The sequence below is a fragment of the Rhodobacter sp. SY28-1 genome, from assembly GCF_005222785.1.
Classification (GTDB): Bacteria; Pseudomonadota; Alphaproteobacteria; order Rhodobacterales; family Rhodobacteraceae; genus Tabrizicola.
In genome coordinates this window covers 559,340-575,048 of record NZ_STGH01000001.1, presented here as the reverse complement: position 1 = coordinate 575,048, position 15,709 = coordinate 559,340, and the positions used below count along the sequence as shown (strand labels likewise).

19 protein-coding genes are annotated in these 15,709 nt (G+C 67.2%); 8 read left to right on the top strand and 11 right to left on the bottom strand.

The features are described 5' to 3' along the window. Positions 1 to 32: 32 nt before the first annotated feature. The 3 genes from E8M84_RS02880 to E8M84_RS02870 are packed head-to-tail and all read right to left on the bottom strand — an operon-like array spanning position 33 to position 3,631. Positions 33 to 1,079, bottom strand: coding sequence for a substrate-binding domain-containing protein (locus tag E8M84_RS02880; RefSeq protein WP_137109665.1), 1,047 nt, complete (start codon positions 1,077 to 1,079; stop codon positions 33 to 35). A gap of 27 nt (positions 1,080 to 1,106) precedes the next feature. Next, entirely contained in the window at positions 1,107 to 2,129 is a 1,023-nt protein-coding gene (locus E8M84_RS02875; RefSeq protein WP_137109664.1) for an ABC transporter permease, read from the bottom strand. Positions 2,130 to 2,137: 8 nt separating this feature from the next. Beyond that, positions 2,138 to 3,631 (bottom strand): sugar ABC transporter ATP-binding protein, encoded by a 1,494-nt coding sequence (locus E8M84_RS02870; RefSeq protein ID WP_137109663.1) that lies wholly within the window; start codon positions 3,629 to 3,631, stop codon positions 2,138 to 2,140. A gap of 121 nt (positions 3,632 to 3,752) precedes the next feature. Between E8M84_RS02870 and E8M84_RS02865 the strand changes: the two genes are divergently transcribed. Then, positions 3,753 to 4,748, top strand: a complete 996-nt coding sequence (locus E8M84_RS02865; RefSeq protein ID WP_137109662.1) for a LacI family DNA-binding transcriptional regulator — start codon at positions 3,753 to 3,755, stop codon at positions 4,746 to 4,748. A gap of 75 nt (positions 4,749 to 4,823) precedes the next feature. Here E8M84_RS02865 and gndA read toward each other — a convergent pair whose 3' ends face one another. The 4 genes from gndA to E8M84_RS02845 form a co-directional block, all read right to left on the bottom strand. Continuing rightward, complete coding sequence (gene gndA / locus E8M84_RS02860) at positions 4,824 to 6,218, bottom strand: NADP-dependent phosphogluconate dehydrogenase (RefSeq protein WP_240790270.1); 1,395 nt, start codon at positions 6,216 to 6,218, stop codon at positions 4,824 to 4,826. Next, positions 6,215 to 7,105 carry an SMP-30/gluconolactonase/LRE family protein gene (locus tag E8M84_RS02855; RefSeq protein ID WP_137109660.1) on the bottom strand — a complete coding sequence of 297 codons (891 nt, stop codon included), beginning with the start codon at positions 7,103 to 7,105 and terminating at the stop codon, positions 6,215 to 6,217. The genes gndA and E8M84_RS02855 overlap by 4 nt, the downstream gene beginning before the upstream one ends. A 61-nt stretch (positions 7,106 to 7,166) precedes the next feature. Then, on the bottom strand, positions 7,167 to 8,195 hold the full coding sequence (locus tag E8M84_RS02850) for an L-idonate 5-dehydrogenase (protein WP_137109659.1): 1,029 nt from the start codon (positions 8,193 to 8,195) through the stop codon (positions 7,167 to 7,169). After that, positions 8,192 to 9,142 carry a 2-hydroxyacid dehydrogenase gene (locus E8M84_RS02845; protein ID WP_137109658.1) on the bottom strand — a complete coding sequence of 317 codons (951 nt, stop codon included), beginning with the start codon at positions 9,140 to 9,142 and terminating at the stop codon, positions 8,192 to 8,194. Before E8M84_RS02845 ends, E8M84_RS02850 begins: the two co-directional genes overlap by 4 nt. Before the next feature lie 92 nt (positions 9,143 to 9,234). Between E8M84_RS02845 and E8M84_RS02840 the strand changes: the two genes are divergently transcribed. Genes E8M84_RS02840 through E8M84_RS02820 form a run of 5 tightly spaced genes read left to right on the top strand, consistent with a single transcriptional unit; the run spans position 9,235 to position 12,755 of the window. Beyond that, entirely contained in the window at positions 9,235 to 9,990 is a 756-nt protein-coding gene (locus E8M84_RS02840) for an SDR family oxidoreductase (RefSeq protein ID WP_137109657.1), read from the top strand. Then, positions 9,987 to 10,484: a gluconokinase gene (locus tag E8M84_RS02835; protein WP_137109656.1), complete on the top strand. Its 498-nt coding sequence runs from the start codon at positions 9,987 to 9,989 to the stop codon at positions 10,482 to 10,484. Before E8M84_RS02840 ends, E8M84_RS02835 begins: the two co-directional genes overlap by 4 nt. Next, positions 10,481 to 11,374 (top strand): NAD(P)-dependent oxidoreductase, encoded by an 894-nt coding sequence (locus E8M84_RS02830; protein WP_137109655.1) that lies wholly within the window; start codon positions 10,481 to 10,483, stop codon positions 11,372 to 11,374. Before E8M84_RS02835 ends, E8M84_RS02830 begins: the two co-directional genes overlap by 4 nt. Then, positions 11,371 to 11,724, top strand: coding sequence for a hypothetical protein (locus E8M84_RS02825; RefSeq protein WP_137109654.1), 354 nt, complete (start codon positions 11,371 to 11,373; stop codon positions 11,722 to 11,724). The genes E8M84_RS02830 and E8M84_RS02825 overlap by 4 nt, the downstream gene beginning before the upstream one ends. Before the next feature lie 14 nt (positions 11,725 to 11,738). Further along, positions 11,739 to 12,755, top strand: coding sequence for a LacI family DNA-binding transcriptional regulator (locus E8M84_RS02820; RefSeq protein ID WP_137109653.1), 1,017 nt, complete (start codon positions 11,739 to 11,741; stop codon positions 12,753 to 12,755). On the opposite strand, the gene E8M84_RS02815 is transcribed toward E8M84_RS02820, so the two are convergent. Further along, entirely contained in the window at positions 12,756 to 13,640 is an 885-nt protein-coding gene (locus E8M84_RS02815) for a LysR family transcriptional regulator (RefSeq protein WP_137109652.1), read from the bottom strand. A gap of 128 nt (positions 13,641 to 13,768) precedes the next feature. Here E8M84_RS02815 and E8M84_RS02810 point away from each other — a divergent pair, with 128 nt between their 5' ends. After that, positions 13,769 to 14,176: a DoxX family protein gene (locus E8M84_RS02810; RefSeq protein WP_137109651.1), complete on the top strand. Its 408-nt coding sequence runs from the start codon at positions 13,769 to 13,771 to the stop codon at positions 14,174 to 14,176. Positions 14,177 to 14,228: 52 nt separating this feature from the next. After that, positions 14,229 to 15,056, top strand: a complete 828-nt coding sequence (gene ygiD / locus E8M84_RS02805; protein WP_137109650.1) for a 4,5-DOPA dioxygenase extradiol — start codon at positions 14,229 to 14,231, stop codon at positions 15,054 to 15,056. Positions 15,057 to 15,077: 21 nt separating this feature from the next. Here the strand turns inward: ygiD and E8M84_RS02800 are convergent, their stop codons facing one another. From E8M84_RS02800 to E8M84_RS21390, 3 genes are read right to left on the bottom strand one after another with little or no spacing between them, the layout of a single operon-like run. Beyond that, a complete protein-coding gene (locus tag E8M84_RS02800) occupies positions 15,078 to 15,398 on the bottom strand; it encodes a DUF2834 domain-containing protein (protein WP_137109649.1) in 321 nt (106 codons plus the stop codon). Next, on the bottom strand, positions 15,395 to 15,520 hold the full coding sequence (locus tag E8M84_RS21775) for a hypothetical protein (RefSeq protein WP_276607101.1): 126 nt from the start codon (positions 15,518 to 15,520) through the stop codon (positions 15,395 to 15,397). The genes E8M84_RS02800 and E8M84_RS21775 overlap by 4 nt, the downstream gene beginning before the upstream one ends. A gap of 15 nt (positions 15,521 to 15,535) precedes the next feature. After that, positions 15,536 to 15,688: a hypothetical protein gene (locus E8M84_RS21390; protein WP_170971831.1), complete on the bottom strand. Its 153-nt coding sequence runs from the start codon at positions 15,686 to 15,688 to the stop codon at positions 15,536 to 15,538. Positions 15,689 to 15,709: the final 21 nt, after the last annotated feature.

The window sequence follows — 15,709 nt, the reverse complement described above, 5'->3', positions numbered from 1 at the left end:
CTGGCGAGGGGTCCCGCCAGCGCCAGATGGGCTTACTTGCCCCAGATCGCGGCATAGGCCTCGCGGTAGCCATTGTTTGGGTCGAAGGCGTTGCCTTCGGTGCCCGCCAGACCCTCTTCGGTCACCAGCGCAGGCGCGGTGATGTAGCCCGAGCAGGCCTCACCCTGGACGGCGCGGTTCAGTTCGTCCACCAGCTGCCAGCCCTGCAGGTTCAGGGGTTCAGCCACGGTCACGGCCTGATACTGCCCGGTGCGGATGCGCTGGAAGGCGGCTTCCGAACCGTCACCTGCCGAACCCGCCTTGGGCGCGCCCTTGCCGTCGATCCCGGCTGCGGCGAGCGACGGCCCCATGAAGTCGAAGTACAGGTCGTTGATCGCCAGCGAATGGGTCCAGGCCGCGCCATGCTTTTGCAGAAGGGTGGTGGTGAGCGGCCCCATGCGTGTCGAGGTTTCGGCGATGGGCGTGTCGACATATTCAAGGACGGTGCCGCCCCCGGCCTCGATGGCGGCCTTCATCCGGTCGGCCTTGTCGATGGCAATCTGGTAGGTGGAATCGGTGAAGATCACCACGCCCGGCTTGCCGCCCGCGTCATCCAGCGCCCATTTCGCGGCCACGTCGGACACGGTCATCGCGTCGGTGGACACGTTGGCGAAGATGCCGCCCGGGGCGTCGCAGCCGATCTTCGGGCCTGAGTGCCAGGAGACCATCGGGATGCCCGCAGCGGTCACGCCTTCAAGGGCAGCAGCCTGTTCAGCGGCGTCGAAGCCGTTGATGACGATGCCAGCCGGGTTCAGCGCCAGGGCCTGGCCCACGGCGGCCGAGCGGCTTTGCACCGAGCCTGCGCCGTCTAGGACTTTGACCTCCCAGCCGATCTTGGCGGCGGCTTCCTCGATGCCGGTGGTGACGCCCAGGATACCGCCGTTCTTCAGGTCGGCAGCGAGGACGACGATGGTCTTGCCCTCGGCGGCTTTGGGGCCGGTCGTGGGGCCGTCGAAGGCGTCTTGCGCGAAAGCTCCGAAGCCGGTGAAGGCCAGGGCTGTGCCCGCGAGAAGGGTTTGAAGCAGGGTCCGTTTCAGCATTGGTGGTTCCTCCCTAACATGCTGTAGTTATTTCGATTTCGCGCCCTTCTTGCGCTGGGCGTATCCGGCGATGCCGATGGCGATGAGAAGCGTGGTGCCGTTGAACAAGGGCTCGACCCAGAACGACCCGCCGAACTGCTGGATGCCCGAGATGCCGACGGCGAGGATCATCACGCCGACGATGGTGCCCCAGACATTGACCCGACCGGGCTTGATGGTGGTGGAGCCGAGGAAGGCCCCGACGAGGGCGGGGAGCAGGAATTCGAGGCCGACCGAGGCCTGGCCGATGCGGAGTTTCGAGGCGAGGAGGACCCCGGCGAGGGCGGTCAGCGCGCCGGAGGTCACGAAGGCCCCGATGACGAATTTCCGGGTGGGGATGCCGTTCAGTTCCGCCGCGCGCTGGTTCGCGCCGATGGCATAGAGGTAGCGGCCGATGGGGGTGTAATCGAGGACGACCCAGAGGATCAGGGTGATCGCAAGGACGTAAAAGGCGGTGATCGGCAGGCCGAAGACGAAGGTGCCGTTGATGGCGTAAAAGGCGTCGGGGAGTTGGCCGACCATCTGGCGGCCCCCGGTGTGCCAGAGCGCGAGGGCGTAGAGGATCGTGCCGGTGCCGAGGGTGGCGATGAAGCTGTCGATGCGGGCGACTTCGACGAGGAGGCCGTTGAGGGCTCCGACGATGATGCCAAGGATCAGGACGACGGCGACGGCGATGGGCCAGGGGAGGCCGTACATGGTCTGCAGGCTGATGGCGAGGATGTGCCAGAGGACGATGCCGTAGCCCACGGTCAGGTCGATGCGGCCTGCGACCATGGGGATCATCGCGGCGAGGGACAGGAGCGCGATGATCGCCTTGTCGGACAGGATGGAGCGAAGGTTCAGAAGTGTCGGGAAGGTGTTGGGCAGGAGGACCGAGAAGAACAGGATCAGCGCGACCATCAGGATGACGAGGCCATAGGTCGGGGCGAGGCGGAGCAGTTTCTGCCCGGTGGAGAGGCCGCGGAGTTCGTCCTTGGTAGGTTCGACGGCGTTGGATTCGATACCGGGCATCTTGGTCCTCAGGCGGCTTCACCGGCCGATGCGGCCTGGATCAGGGATTCGGTGGAAAGTTCGACGCCGGTCAGTTCGGCGACGGGCAGGCCCCGGCTGAACACGATGGCGCGGTGGCAGATGTTGGCGATCTCCTCGAAGTCGGTGGAGACGACGAGGACCCCCATGCCAGAGGCGAGGGCCTGGTAGAGGAGGTGGTAGATCTCGGCCTTCGCTCCCACGTCGACGCCTGCGGTGGGGTCTTCGGTCACGAGGAGGCGGCGTCCACTGTCGAGCCAGCGGCCGACGACAACCTTTTGCTGGTTGCCGCCCGAGAGGGCTTCGATGGCGAGGGTGGGGTCGTTGGGCGACAGGCCGACGCGGGTGCCGATGGCCTTTGCCTTGGCTTCTTCCGTGCCAGCGGACATGAGGGACAGGAGCCCGCGCCCGGTGGCGGAGGGGTTGAGGAAAGCATTCTCGCGGATGGCCATGCCGGGGGCGACGCTTTCGCCGACGCGGTCGCGGGCGACAAGGCCGATGCCGGAGCGCATGGCGGTTTGCGGGGTGGCGAGGTTGGGTTCTTTGCCGTCGAGGGTGATCTTGCCCGCGTGCGGGATGACGCCGAACAGGGCGCGGCCGATATCTTCGTGGCCCGCTCCACGGAGGCCTGCGAGGCCGAGAAGTTCGCCGCGCTTGATCTGGAAGCTGACGGGGCCGACGGCGGGGGTTTTGAGGCTTTGCACGTCGAGGATCGCGGGGCCGTCCTGGACCGGGGGGCGGGCGATTTCGCGCGCTTTGCGGCCAACGATGAGGGAGACAAGCTCCTCGGGCGTGGTGTGTTCGACGGGGCGCATGCCGACCATCTGGCCGTCGCGAAGGACGGCGACGCGGTCGGCGATGCGGAAGATTTCGTCCAGGCGGTGAGAGACGTAGATCATGCCGACGCCCTTTGCCTTCAGCGGGCGGAGGGCGTCGAAGAGAAGCTCGACTTCGTCGGCGGGAAGGCTGGCGGTGGGCTCGTCGAGGACGAGGAAGTCGCAATCGGCGGCAAGGGCGCGGGCGATGGCGACGAGGGATTTCTGTGTGCGGGTCAGGCTGGAGACGCGGGCGGTGGCGGGGAATTCGGCCTTGACGAGTTTGAGCGCCTCATCAGCGAGGGCCTCGGTCGCGGTCCAGTCGATGCGGCCCTTGCTGCGGACGTAGCCGAGCGAAAGGGCGATGTTTTCGGCGACGCTCATCCAGTCGATCAGGCCGAGGTCCTGGTGGATGAAGGCGACCTTCTGGCCGCCGGATTTCCCGGCCTCATGGGCGTAAGGCGTGCCGTCGATCAACACGCCGCCTTCGTCGGGGCGGTGGATGCCGCCGAGGACCTTGATGAGGGTCGATTTGCCCGCGCCGTTTTCGCCGAGAAGCGCCACGATCTCACCGCGCGCGACCTTCAGCGACACGCCTTTCAGCGCCTTCGTCCCGCCGAAGGACTTGACGATGCGGTCGAAGAACAGGCCGTCGGACGACGGTTGCATGGCAGGTTCCTCCCTTCCCGGGCGCGCCTGATCTTGCGTCAGGTTTACCGGTAACGTAGCCTAACCTGAGCCTGAGGGCCTTTTGAGTCAAGCGGAAAGTTATCGATAACATGAGGAGCGGATGAAGGCCAATCTGGAGGACATCGCCAAGGCGGCGGGGGTGTCGAAGATGACGGTCAGCCGCGTCTTGCGCGGAGGCACGGGTTTTTCCGACGACACGCGGGATCGGGTGGTCAAGGTCGCGGAAAGATTGGGATATGTTCCGAACAAGCTGGCGGCGGCCTTTGGGTCGTATCAGGCCAGCACGCTTGTGGGCATGTGCGTGCCGCGCCTGACATCGGGCCTGTTTGCGCATGTGCTGGACGGGGTGGATCGGGCGTTAAGTCGGCTTGGATACCAGCTGATGATCGGGGCCAACAACCATTCGACCGCCGAGGAGGAAGCCTGGGTCCGCCAGATCGCCAGCTGGCGTCCGGCGGGGCTGATTCTGTCGGGGCGGAACCACTCGACGGCGACGGTGGACCTGTTGCGGCAGGTGGCGGTGCCGGTAGTGGAGATCTGGGACCTGACGACCTCTCCCATCGACATGTCGGTGGGGTTCTCGCACTACGACTGCGGGGTGGAGATGGGGCAATTCCTGCTGCGGCGGGGGCGGCGGCGGGCGGGATATGTGGGCGCTTTGGCGCGGGCGGACGTGATGGGACAGGCGCGGCTGGAGGGGTTTCAGGCGGTGTTGGCGCAGGCGGGTGCGCCGCTGGTCGACCGCGAGGTTCTGCTGGACATGCCGGGGTTCTATGCGGGCTACTACGGGTTGGAGACCCTGCTGGCGCGGACGCCGGACCTGGACGTGGTCTATTTCCACAACGACGACATGGCGGTCGGGGGCCTTGCCTATGCGCAGGCCAAGGGCATCCGCGTGCCAGAGGATCTGGGGATTGCCGGTTGGGGCGGGATGGAGGCGGCGTCGATCCTGCCGAAGCGGCTGACGACGACGGTGGTGCCGACGACGGCCATTGGGAAGGCGGCGGCGGAGGCGCTGGTGGCGCGGTTGAAGGGGGAGGCCGGGCAGGAGGTGACGGTGGTCCCGACCCGGTTGGTGCCGGGGGAGACGGGGTAGCTGGGAGCGGAATTTTCAGAAGTTCCGTGACGGAGCCTTTGAAGGCTCCGGCCCGATTTCTTTGAAGAAATCGGTTTAACCGTGCGCCCAGGGTCCGTGTGGGTGGTCCAAACCGTCCAGCCGCTGGAACCCGTGCAGGCCGAAGAAGTCGCGCTGGCCCTGGATCATGTTTGAGGTCCCGCGCGCGGTGCGCATCAGGTCGAACCACGCAAGGCCCGAGGACAGCGCGGGCAGGCCGAGGCCGTTGAGTGCGCCTGCGGCGACGACGCGACGAAGGGCGGGGACGGACCGGCGCAGGTGGTCGGCGAAGAACGGGGCGAGCATCAGGTTGCGGGCTGGGTCCTCGGCCAAGGCGGTCGCCATGTCGTTCAGCATGGCCGAACGGATGATGCAGCCCGCGCGCCAGACCCGTGCGATGGCGGGCATGTCGAGCGCCCAGCCGAAGTCCTTGGCAGCGGCGGTCAGCATCGCGAAGCCTTGGGCATAGCAGAGGATCTTTCCGGCGATGAGGGCGTTTTCGAGGTCGTCGAGAGAGACATCGGCCCGCTGCGGGGCGGGGCCGTAAAGCGCCTCGCCCTTGGCGCGTTCGTCACGGCGGGCCGAGACGTTGCGGGCCATGACGGCGGCTTCGATCACCGGGATCGGGGCGGCGAGGTTCTGCGCCTCGATCGCGGTCCAGCGGCCGGTGCCCTTTTGCCCGGCGGCATCGACGATCATGTCGAGAAGCGGGCCTTTGACTATGGGATCGGTGGCGGCGGCGACGGCGGCGGAAATCTCGACAAGGTAGGAGCGAAGGGTGCCTTCGTTCCAGCGGGCGAAGACCGGGGCGATCTGGGGCGCAGTCATGCCAAGACCGTCGCGCATGACGCCGTAGACCTCGGCGATCATCTGCATGTCGGCGTATTCGATGCCGTTGTGGACGGCCTTGACGAAGTGCCCTGCCCCGGCCTGCCCCATGTGGTCGGCGCAGGGGGTGCCGTCTTCGGCCCTTGCGGCGATGGCCTGCAGGACCGGGGCCATGCGGGTCCAGTCCTCCGGATTGCCGCCGGCCATGATGGCAGGGCCGTGGCGCGCGCCTTCCTCGCCACCGGAAACCCCGATGCCCATGAAGCGGAAGGGGAGACCAGCGGCAGTGCGGCGGTTGGTGTCGTGGAAGTTGGCGTTGCCCGCGTCGATCACCAGGTCATCCGGGCCAAGGTGCGGGGTCAGCGCCGTCAGCATGTCATCTACGGCGGGGCCTGCGGGGACCATCAGGATGATCGCTCGCGGGGGTTGGAGCGCGGCAACGAGGTCGGCAAGGGTGTCGGTGGGGGTGATCTGGGAGGCCAGGGGCCCCGCGTCGGCCTTGAAGGCGTGTGTGACGCTGGTTGTGCGGTTCCAGACGGCGATGGGAAAGCCCTTTTCGGCGATGTTCAGCGCGAGGGCGGCTCCCATGGTGCCAAGGCCGATCAGGCCGGTTTGCGGTTTCATGGCCATTGCACGCCCTTGCGGTTCAGGATCACGGAATAGAGGCTGGTCGTCGCGGTGATGAACAGCCGATGCTTGGCGCGGCCGCCGAAGCAGATGTTCGAGACGGTCTCGGGGACGAGGATCTTGCCCAACAGCCGCCCGTCGGGCGCGATGCAATGGACGCCGTCGCCCGCCGAGGACCAGAGGTTGCCGTCCGCATCCAGCCGGATGCCGTCGGCGCAGCCCTTGTCGATGCTGTGGAAGACACGGCCGTTCGTCGGACGGCCTGCGACCATGTCGAAGACCTTGATGTGCTGGGGGTCTTTGCTGAACATCCGCCCGGTATCGGCGACGTAGAGGAGGCTTTCGTCCAGGCTGAAGGCCAGGCCGTTCGGGCAGGCCATGTCGGTGATGACAGCCTCGATCTGGCCCGAGGGATCAACGCGGTAGACCGAGCAGGGCAGTTCCTGCGGCGACTTGAAGCCTTCGTAGTCGGTCATGATCCCGTAGTGCGGGTCGGTGAACCAGATCGCGCCGTCCTTGGCCACGATCACGTCATTGGGGCTGTTCAGGGGTTTGCCCTGGTAGCTGTCGGCGATGACGGTGAGGCTGCCGTCCCATTCCGTTCGCGTGACGCGGCGGGCGCCATGTTCGCAGCTGAGCAGCCGCCCCTGCCGGTCGCGGGTGTGGCCGTTGGCGTAGTTCGAGGGCTGGCGGAAGGTGGTCACTCCGTCCTCGGACCAGCGGAGGATGCGGTTGTTCGGGATGTCGGAGAAGAGCAGGCAGTTCTGATCGCCAAACCAGACCGGGCCTTCGACCCAGTCGAACCCGGTCGCCAGGCGTTTCAGGGGTGCATTGCCCATGACGAAGCTGGCGAAGGCCGGGTCGTGGATTTCGAAGAATGACATGGGCAGGCTCCTTCCAGCCGGTGTCGTTTGGGCGAAGGGTTCGCGCTATCAGGATGCGAGGTCAACCCGAGAAGACGATCTGGGCTTTCATCGCCTGGCTGCGGTCCGAGGCGAGGCGGAAGGCGTCTTCGGCCTGGGCCAGCGGGACAGTGTGGGTGATGAGGGGCCTCACGTCGATCAGGCGCTTTTGCATCAGACCGACGCCCACGGCGAATTCGGGGTGGAAGCGGAAGCTGCCGCGCAGGTCCAACTCCTTGGCGGTGATCGCCATCATCGGGAGCGTCATGTCACCGCCGAGACCGAGTTGGAGGATCACTCCGCGCGGGCGCATCGCGGCGATGCCACTGGCGAGCGCGGCGGCGACTCCGGTGCATTCGTAGAGGACGTCGAAATAGCCCTTGTCGGGGGTGTATTGGCCAAGGGCGTCGGGGTCCTTGGCGGTGTTGATGGTGCGGTCGGCGCCGACTTTCGCGGCAAGGGACAGGGTGAAGTCGGACAGATCGGTCGCGACGATTTCCGCGGCCCCGGCGCGGCGGGCGGCGAGGATGGAGAGGACGCCGATGGGGCCGCAGCCGGTGACAAGGACGCGTTTCCCAAGCATTCCGCCCGCGCGGGTGGTGGCGTGGAGGGTGACAGCGAGGGGTTCGGCCATTGCGGCCTCGCCTGCGGTCAGGCCGGTCGCGTCGACGCATTGGCTGGCGTCGGCCACAAGGATTTCGCGGAAGGCGCCCTGGATGTGGGGGAAGGGCATGGCGCTGCCGTAGAAGCGCATGTTGAGGCACTGGTTGGGCAGGCCTTCCAGGCAGAACTTGCAGGTGCCGCAGGGGCGGGAGGGGGAGACGGCGACGAGCTGGCCTTTGGCGAATGCGGTGGTGCCGGGGTCTTCGACGTAAGCGGAAACCTCGTGGCCGAGGATCATCGGTTCCTTGAGCCGCACGGCCCCGAAGCCGCCGTGGTTGTAGTAGTGCAGGTCCGAGCCGCAGACGCCTCCGGTGGCGAGGCGGAGGCGGAGTTGGCCGGGGTTCAGGGGTTCGACCTCGCGGTCCTCGATCCGCAGGTCTTTGGCGGCGTGGATGACGATGGCCTTCATAGCGCGACCGGGGTGACGAGGGGCTGACCGGCGAAATGGGCGGTCAGGTTGTCGCGCATCAGCTTGCCCATCGCCTTGCGGGTGTCGACGGTGCCCGAGCCGTGGTGGGGTTGGAGGAGGACATTCGGGGCCGACAGGAAGCGGGGATTGAGGTTCGGCTCACCTTCGAAGACGTCGAGCGCGGCCCCGGCAATGTGGCCGCCTTCGAGGGCGTCGAGGAGGGCCGTTTCGTCCACGTTGGCGGCGCGGCTGATGTTGATGACGGTGCCATCGGGGCCAAGGGCCTTGAGGACGTCGGCATTGACGATGTGCCGGGTCTCCGGCGTGGCGGCGAGGGCGACGAAGAGGTGGTCACAGTTGCGGGCCAATTCGGCGGCGTCGGGGATGTAGGTCCAGCCCTCGGCCCCTGGTTTGGGGCTGCGGGCGGAATAGGCGATCTGCATGCCGAAACCCTGGCAGCGCCGGGCGATGGCCGCGCCGATCCGGCCCAGACCAAGGATACCCGCACGGGTGCCTGACACCTTGCGGGTCAGCGGAGGGTTGCCCTTGGCCGCCCAGTCGCCAGAGCGGACCCAGGCCTCGGCCGGGACCACCCGTCGCACCAGGGACAGCAGCATCGCCACGGCAAGGTCGGCCACATCGTCGGTCAGGACGTCGGGGGTGTTCGAGACCTTGATCCCCCGCGCCCGGCAGCTGGCAAGGTGCACCGCATCATAGCCGACGCCAAAGACCGAGATCATCTCCAGCTTCGGACAGGCGGCGATCATCGCCTCGGAGGCTCCCAAGTCGCCCCGGGTGGCGATGGCGCGGACCTCTGGGCCGACCTTGGCCAGCAGCTCGTCCTTGTCGGCGGCCTCCCACCAGCGGTGGATGGTGTAGGCGGTGTCGAGGGGGGTCTGGTCCCACTCTGGATACGGGCCGACTTGCAGGACATGGGGTTTGGTCATTCTTGTCCTCAGCGCGCTTGACAGGGTGTGTTATCGATAACATAAACGAGTCGAAACGCGCTTGTCGAGAGCGAAGTGAGGGGACGCGGGGCATGGGACATCGGCTGTTCGATCTGACGGGGCGGCGGGCGCTGATTACCGGGTCGTCGCAGGGGATCGGCTTTGCGTTGGCGCAAGGACTGGCCGAGGCGGGGGCGCAGGTCGTGCTGAACGGGCGGGATGCGGGGAAGCTGGCCGCTGCGGCGGTGCGGATTGCCGGAGCGGAGACTTTGGCTTTCAATGCGACCGACCATGAGGGTGTCCGGGCGGCGGTGGATGCGTTCGAGGCTTCGGGGAAGGTTATCGACATCCTGGTGAACAACGCCGGGATGCAGCACCGCGCGCCGTTGGAGGAGTTTCCGGCGGAGGCGTTCGAGCGGTTGTTGCAGACTAATATCGCGAGCGTATTCCACGTCGGGCAAGCCGTCGCGCGGCACATGATTGCGCGGGGGCGGGGGAAGATCATCAACATCGCCTCGGTGCAGACCGCCTTGGCTCGGCCCGGGATCGCGCCCTACACGGCGACCAAGGGGGCGGTGGGGAACCTGACCAAGGGGATGGCGACGGACTGGGCGAAGCATGGGTTGCAGTGCAACGCGATTGCTCCCGGATATTTCGATACTCCGCTGAACGCGGCTCTGGTGGCGGACCCGGCTTTCAGCGCCTGGCTAGAGAAGCGGACACCGGCGGGGCGTTGGGGGAAGGTGGAGGAATTGCAGGGGGCCTGCGTGTTCCTGTCCTCGGACGCGTCGAGTTTCGTGAACGGGCATATCCTGTATGTCGACGGCGGGATCACGGCGTCGCTATGAGCTTGCGTGTCGTCATCATGGGGGTGGCGGGCTGCGGGAAGTCGTCGGTGGGCGAAGGCCTGTCGGAGCGGCTGGGGGTGCCGTATCGCGATGGGGATGACCTGCACACGCCGGAAGCGGTGGAGAAGATGCGGGCGGGGGTTCCCTTGACTGATGCGGACCGTTGGCCCTGGCTGGACCGGGTGGCGGGGGTGCTGGCGTCTGGGGCTCCGGTCATCGTGGGCTGCTCGGCGCTGAAGCGGGTGTATCGGGATCGAATACGGCAGGGGGCCGGGGGGCCAGTGCGGTTGGTGCATCTGGCGGGCAGCCGCGAAGTGATCGCGGCGCGGATGGCGGCGCGGACCGGGCATTACATGCCGACCTCGCTCTTGGACAGCCAGTTCGCGGCTCTGGAGGCCCCGGGGCCGGACGAAGCGGTGACGGTGGATATCGACCAGTCTTTGGCGGCCATTGTTGAGGCAGTGCTGGCCAAGCTTGATGGAGGAGAGCCATGACCCTGGCCCTGATCGGAGCCGGAGCGATGGGCGGGGCCATTGGCGCTCGGCTGGTGGCGACGGGCGCCGAGTTGCGCGTGTTTGACCTTGACCCGGTGAAGGTGGCGGCGCTGACCGAGCTTGGCGCGACGGCGGCCACTTCGGCGGCGGCAGCGGCGCGGGGGGCGCGGGCGGTGATCCTGTCGCTGAACGCCGCCCATATCGTGCGGGCGGCGGTGTTCGGGCCGGGGGGCGTGGCCGAAGGTGCTGATCCCGGAGCGCTGGTCATCGACATGTCCTCGATCGATCCGGTGGCGACAAAGGCACTGGCCGCCGAGGCGCAGGCGAAGGGCTTGCGCTGGGTGGACAGCCCGCTGTCGGGCGGCATCCCGAAGGCGGCCACGGGCGAGCTGACGCTGATGCAGGGCGGCGAGCCGGAGGATGTGGCCGAAGCTCAGGCAGTGCTGGCGGGCGTGGCGTCGAACCAGACGCGGATGGGCGGGCCGGGGGCGGGGCAGACGACGAAGCTTATCAACCAGGTGCTGTGCGGCCTTGGGTTCCTCGCGGTGGCCGAAGCGACCGCTCTGGCCGAGGCGGCGGGGGTCGATGCGGCGATGATCCCACAGGCCTTGGCGGGGGGCCGGGCGGATTCGGCGATCCTGCAGGAATACATGCCGCGCATGGCCGCGCGGGATTACCGGCGGACGGGGCGGATCGACAACATGGTCAAGGACCTGAACGGGGCCGCCGATCTGGCGCGGGCGACCGGGACGGCGATGCCGCTGACCGCGCTGTGCGCCGAGGTGCACCGGATGCTGACGGCGGCGGGTCTGGGGGGCGAGGATCAGGCCGCGCTGATGGAATTCTTTGCTGTTCGAAAAGACTGGGGACCCGGAAAGGACTTGGCATGATTACGCGGTATGCGCTGTTCGAGGGGACCCTGCACGAAGGGCATGAGGAGGCCTTCCGCCGCGACGTGCTGGCGGAAATCCTGCCGGTCTGGCGGCGGTTTCCGGGGGCGCTGGCGATCCATGTCACTTTTTCCGAGGACCGGGATGAGGGCGCTCCGGAATACCCGCTGATCCTGGCCATCGACTGGCCCGACCTGGCAACGGTGGAGGCCTTTCTGGCCCATCCGATCCGCAAGGAGGGGCGCGCGGCGACCGAGGCGGTTCTGGCGCGGCACTTCACCGGGCGCATCCACCACCATGTCACTGCGGCGCAGTCCTTTGCGCCGGTGCTGGATTCCGGTCAGGGGTAACGTAAGCTCAGGCCATGACGCAACCGCGCAAGACCCCGACCATGGCCGATGTCGCCCGCATTGCCGGGGTGTCGCCGATGACGGTCAGCCGGGCTTTCAAGCGGGACAGTTCGGTCAGCGAGGCGACCCGGGATGCGATCCTGCAGGCGGCCGAGGGGATCGGCTATGTCTTCGACTCGACGGCGTCGTCGTTGAGGTCTCAGCGCACGGATTTCGTCGCGGTCACCATCCCGTCGATCAACAACGCCAACTTTGCTGAAACCCTCCGGGGCCTGTCCGAGGGGCTGAAGGCGCGGGGGCTGCAGATTCTGCTGGGCTACACCGATTATGACATCCACGAGGAGGAGCGGCTGGTGGAACAGCTGCTGCGCCGGAGGCCGGAGGCCATCGTGGTGACCGGGGGCAAGCATACGCCGCGCACCCGGCGCCTGCTGGACAGTGCGGGCATCCCGGTGATCGAGACCTGGGACCTACCCGCCGATCCGATCGGGCATGTCGTGGGCTTTTCCAACGCCGAGGCGGTGCGCGGGATGATCGACCATTTCGTGGCGCAAGGCGCGCAGCGGATCGCCTTTATCGGCGGCGATGCCGACCGCGACACGCGGGGCACCGACCGGCGCGAAGGCTTTGTCGCGGCGATGCGGGCGCAGGGGCTGGATGCAAGCCGATTGATCGACGCGGGCGCTCCGCCGATTTCGATGCGCGAAGGGGCGGATGCGATGGGGCGGCTGTTGGACTGGCTGCCGGACACCCAGGCGGTGATCTGCGTGTCGGACCTGTCGGCCTTTGGGGCGCTGACGGAATGTCAACGGCGGGGGGTGGCGGTGCCGGGCGACATCTGGATCGCGGGCTTCGGCGACTATGAGATTGCCGAAGTGTCTGTCCCGGCGCTGACCACGATCAACCCCTTCCCGCGCGAGATCGGGGCACGGGCGGCGGCGCTGATCCTTGATGTGCTGGACGGGCGGCAGGCCGGGCCTGCGACCGTGGCGATCCGGCCCGAACTGATGATCCGGCAGTCAAGCAAGTAGCTACAGGATGTCGGCGCTGCGGATGTCTTCCGCCGCGAAGTCGATCAGCGCGCGGACCTTGCGCGGCAGGACGCGGCCTTCCAGATAGACGGCGTTCAGGGTGCCGACCTCGCCTTGGTAATCGGTCAGGACTGGGATCACGCTGCCCGCGGCCAGTGCGTCTTGCAGGGCAAAGCGCGGGGCGTAGGCGAGGCCCTGCCCTTTCGCGGCAAGCTCGACGGCGGCGCGGGCGGAGTTCACTCTGTAGCGGCCCTGGACGGTGGCGGCCTCGTCGCCGAAGGCCCAGCGCCGGGCCGCGCGGCGATTTGTGTCAAGGATGCAGTCGTGCCGGGCCAGGTCTGCAGGGGTTTCGGGGGTGCCCCTGCGGGCCAGATAGTCGGGGCTGGCGACCAGGACCGAGCCAAAGCTGCCCAGCTTGCGCGCCTTGACGGATTGGGTGTCGGTCTGGCCCAGGCGGAAGGCGAGGTCGATGCCATCGGTGGCCAGATCGACATGGCGGTCATCCAGCCTGAGGTCGAAGGACAGCGCAGGATGCAGTCGGCCAAAACGCTCCAGCAGGCCCGCGACATAGATCTCGCCGAAGGTGACCGAGGCTGAGATGCGGATCACGCCGGCAAACCCCTGCGAGCCTTCGGTGACGCCGCCGATCAGGTCATCGAGATCGTCGAGGAGGGCGGGCGCGCGGGCCAGAAGATCCTCGCCCGCCGGGGTCAGGCCGACTTTGCGGGTGGTGCGCTGGAGGAGGCGAACGCCCAGCCGACCCTCCAGCCCCGCGACGTATTTCGAGGTCAGGCGGTTCGACGTGCCCAGTTGTTCCGCCGCCGACGTGAAGGACCCGGTCTGCGCGGTGGCCACGAAGGCGCGGAGTTCATCGATCAGGTCCAAGGCGCTATTCGGAACATACTGTGGATAGTCATTCCATAACTTCGCCATTTCATGTCGGTGGGTCAAGACTTAGCTAAGGCTCGCGACATGACGCCGCCCGATGTGCGGCCACTGGAAAGGACCCTGAGATGACCCCCAATTCCGACTACGCCGCCTTGATCCTTCGCGTGACCAGCGGTGCGCTGTTCATCGCCCACGGGCTGATGAAGGTCTTCGTCTTCACCATCCCCGGCACCGTCGGCTATTTCGAAAGCCTCGGCCTGCCCGGGTTTCTGGCCTATCTGACCATCCTGGCCGAGGTCGGCGGCGGTATCGCCCTGATCCTGGGCGTTGGCACCCGCGCGGTGTCGCTGGCGCTGATCGCGGTGCTGCTGGGTGCTGTCTGGGTGCATTCGGGCAACGGCTGGGTGTTTTCCAGCGAAGGCGGCGGCTGGGAATTCCCGCTGTTCTGGGCCATCGTGCAAGGGGCTATCGCGCTGCTCGGCAGTGGTGCCTATGCGCTGAAGCCTTCGGCCCGGGCGCTGGCCACGGCCTGACCTCTTCGGGCCGCCCGTGTCAGGGCGGCCCACGCATCGAAAGGACTGACCCATGAGCGCGATCACCGACCTGCATGCCTTGCGCGACCGGCTGAAGCCTTCAGCCCGGATGCCCGTGGTCTTTCTGGGCCACGGCAGCCCGATGAACGCGCTGGAGGATACCGAATACAGCCGGGCCTGGACCGCGCTGGGGCAAAGCCTGCCGGAACCGGCGGCGATCCTGGTCGTCTCGGCCCACTGGATGACTCAGGGCACGACGCTGGTCGATGTGTCGAACCTGCCGAAGACGATCCACGATTTCTACGGCTTTCCCGAAGCGCTGTATGCGATGGACTACCCGGCCCCGGGCAATCCGGACCTGGCACGCGAGGTGGTCAGCCTTCTGGCCAGCCACCACTCGGCCGAGGACGATACCTGGGGTCTGGACCATGGCGCCTGGACCGTGCTGCGGTTCCTGTATCCGCAGGCGAAGGTGCCGGTGTTCCAGGTGTCCATCGACATGGCCCGGGGGCTGGAGCATCAGCTGGAGGTCGGCCGCACGCTGGCCGAACTGCGCGACCGGGGTGTGCTGATCCTGGGGTCCGGGAACGTGGTGCACAACCTGCGCGCCATGCGGTTCGGCGGCGCGCCGCAGGACTTTGCGTTGGAGTTCGACCGGATGTTCGCCGACCGGCTGGAGGCGCGGGATCTGAAGCCGCTGGCCGATACTGCCGGGTTGGGAAGCCTGCTTCGCATGGCGCATCCGACGGTCGACCACTACATGCCCGCGCTGACCATCGCCGGGGCGTCCGACTCTCGCGACCAGCTGACCTTCATGACCGATGCGATCGACCTTGGGTCGGTTTCGATGCGGTCGTTTGTCTTCCACCAGGCTGGTTGAACCGACGCCCGGTCGGTGAGGTCAGGCCGCACCCGGGCGTGAGCGCAGGAACAGATACAGCGGCAGGCCGCAGCTGACGCCGATGCAGAAGGTGGCGGGGATGGCCACCAGATGTGCCCAGGTGCGGCGGCTGGCGGTTTCGACCACCACCCAGACGGTCAGCGCGATGGCGGCGATGGTCAGGTCCCAGGTGAGCCCGGTGGTCGAGGCGTTGACGTACCAGGCGTCGATCAGGCCGGAAAGGCCAGTGCCCGTCTCCTGCATGTAGGTCACGAACCAGTACATCGGATGCACGGCGCCCCAGGCGGCCAGGGCCAGATAGGTCAGGCGCAGCGGGGTCATCGGACGACCACGCCCATCTGCACCTCACCCGAGATGTCCATCCCGCGGGTGGGCGGCTCGGGCGGGCCATCGGCCCCACAGGCGGCAAGGATCAGGCAGGCGATCAGGGCTAGGCGGGGCATGGGCGGGTCCTGTGGTCAGTTTTCCAGGGTCACGTTCACATCCCCGACCTTGCCGGACAAGGCAGGATTCACTGACACTCCGTTGGGGCCGAAGGTCATGTTGGTGCCTAGCATCGGGTCCTGGCAGGCCGCCAGGGCAAGCAGCGCAAGAAGAAGGATCGGTTTCATCACAGTCTCCCTGATCGGTGC

Coding starts and splice junctions, on each gene's coding strand:
- E8M84_RS02880 (WP_137109665.1), bottom strand. CDS start 1,079: ATGCTGAAACGGACCCTGCTTCAAACCCTTCTCGCGGGCACAGCCCTG.
- E8M84_RS02875 (WP_137109664.1), bottom strand. CDS start 2,129: ATGCCCGGTATCGAATCCAACGCCGTCGAACCTACCAAGGACGAACTC.
- E8M84_RS02870 (WP_137109663.1), bottom strand. CDS start 3,631: ATGCAACCGTCGTCCGACGGCCTGTTCTTCGACCGCATCGTCAAGTCC.
- E8M84_RS02865 (WP_137109662.1), top strand. CDS start 3,753: ATGAAGGCCAATCTGGAGGACATCGCCAAGGCGGCGGGGGTGTCGAAG.
- gndA (WP_240790270.1), bottom strand. CDS start 6,218: ATGAAACCGCAAACCGGCCTGATCGGCCTTGGCACCATGGGAGCCGCC.
- E8M84_RS02855 (WP_137109660.1), bottom strand. CDS start 7,105: ATGTCATTCTTCGAAATCCACGACCCGGCCTTCGCCAGCTTCGTCATG.
- E8M84_RS02850 (WP_137109659.1), bottom strand. CDS start 8,195: ATGAAGGCCATCGTCATCCACGCCGCCAAAGACCTGCGGATCGAGGAC.
- E8M84_RS02845 (WP_137109658.1), bottom strand. CDS start 9,142: ATGACCAAACCCCATGTCCTGCAAGTCGGCCCGTATCCAGAGTGGGAC.
- E8M84_RS02840 (WP_137109657.1), top strand. CDS start 9,235: ATGGGACATCGGCTGTTCGATCTGACGGGGCGGCGGGCGCTGATTACC.
- E8M84_RS02835 (WP_137109656.1), top strand. CDS start 9,987: ATGAGCTTGCGTGTCGTCATCATGGGGGTGGCGGGCTGCGGGAAGTCG.
- E8M84_RS02830 (WP_137109655.1), top strand. CDS start 10,481: ATGACCCTGGCCCTGATCGGAGCCGGAGCGATGGGCGGGGCCATTGGC.
- E8M84_RS02825 (WP_137109654.1), top strand. CDS start 11,371: ATGATTACGCGGTATGCGCTGTTCGAGGGGACCCTGCACGAAGGGCAT.
- E8M84_RS02820 (WP_137109653.1), top strand. CDS start 11,739: ATGACGCAACCGCGCAAGACCCCGACCATGGCCGATGTCGCCCGCATT.
- E8M84_RS02810 (WP_137109651.1), top strand. CDS start 13,769: ATGACCCCCAATTCCGACTACGCCGCCTTGATCCTTCGCGTGACCAGC.
- ygiD (WP_137109650.1), top strand. CDS start 14,229: ATGAGCGCGATCACCGACCTGCATGCCTTGCGCGACCGGCTGAAGCCT.
- E8M84_RS02800 (WP_137109649.1), bottom strand. CDS start 15,398: ATGACCCCGCTGCGCCTGACCTATCTGGCCCTGGCCGCCTGGGGCGCC.
- E8M84_RS21775 (WP_276607101.1), bottom strand. CDS start 15,520: ATGCCCCGCCTAGCCCTGATCGCCTGCCTGATCCTTGCCGCCTGTGGG.
- E8M84_RS21390 (WP_170971831.1), bottom strand. CDS start 15,688: ATGAAACCGATCCTTCTTCTTGCGCTGCTTGCCCTGGCGGCCTGCCAG.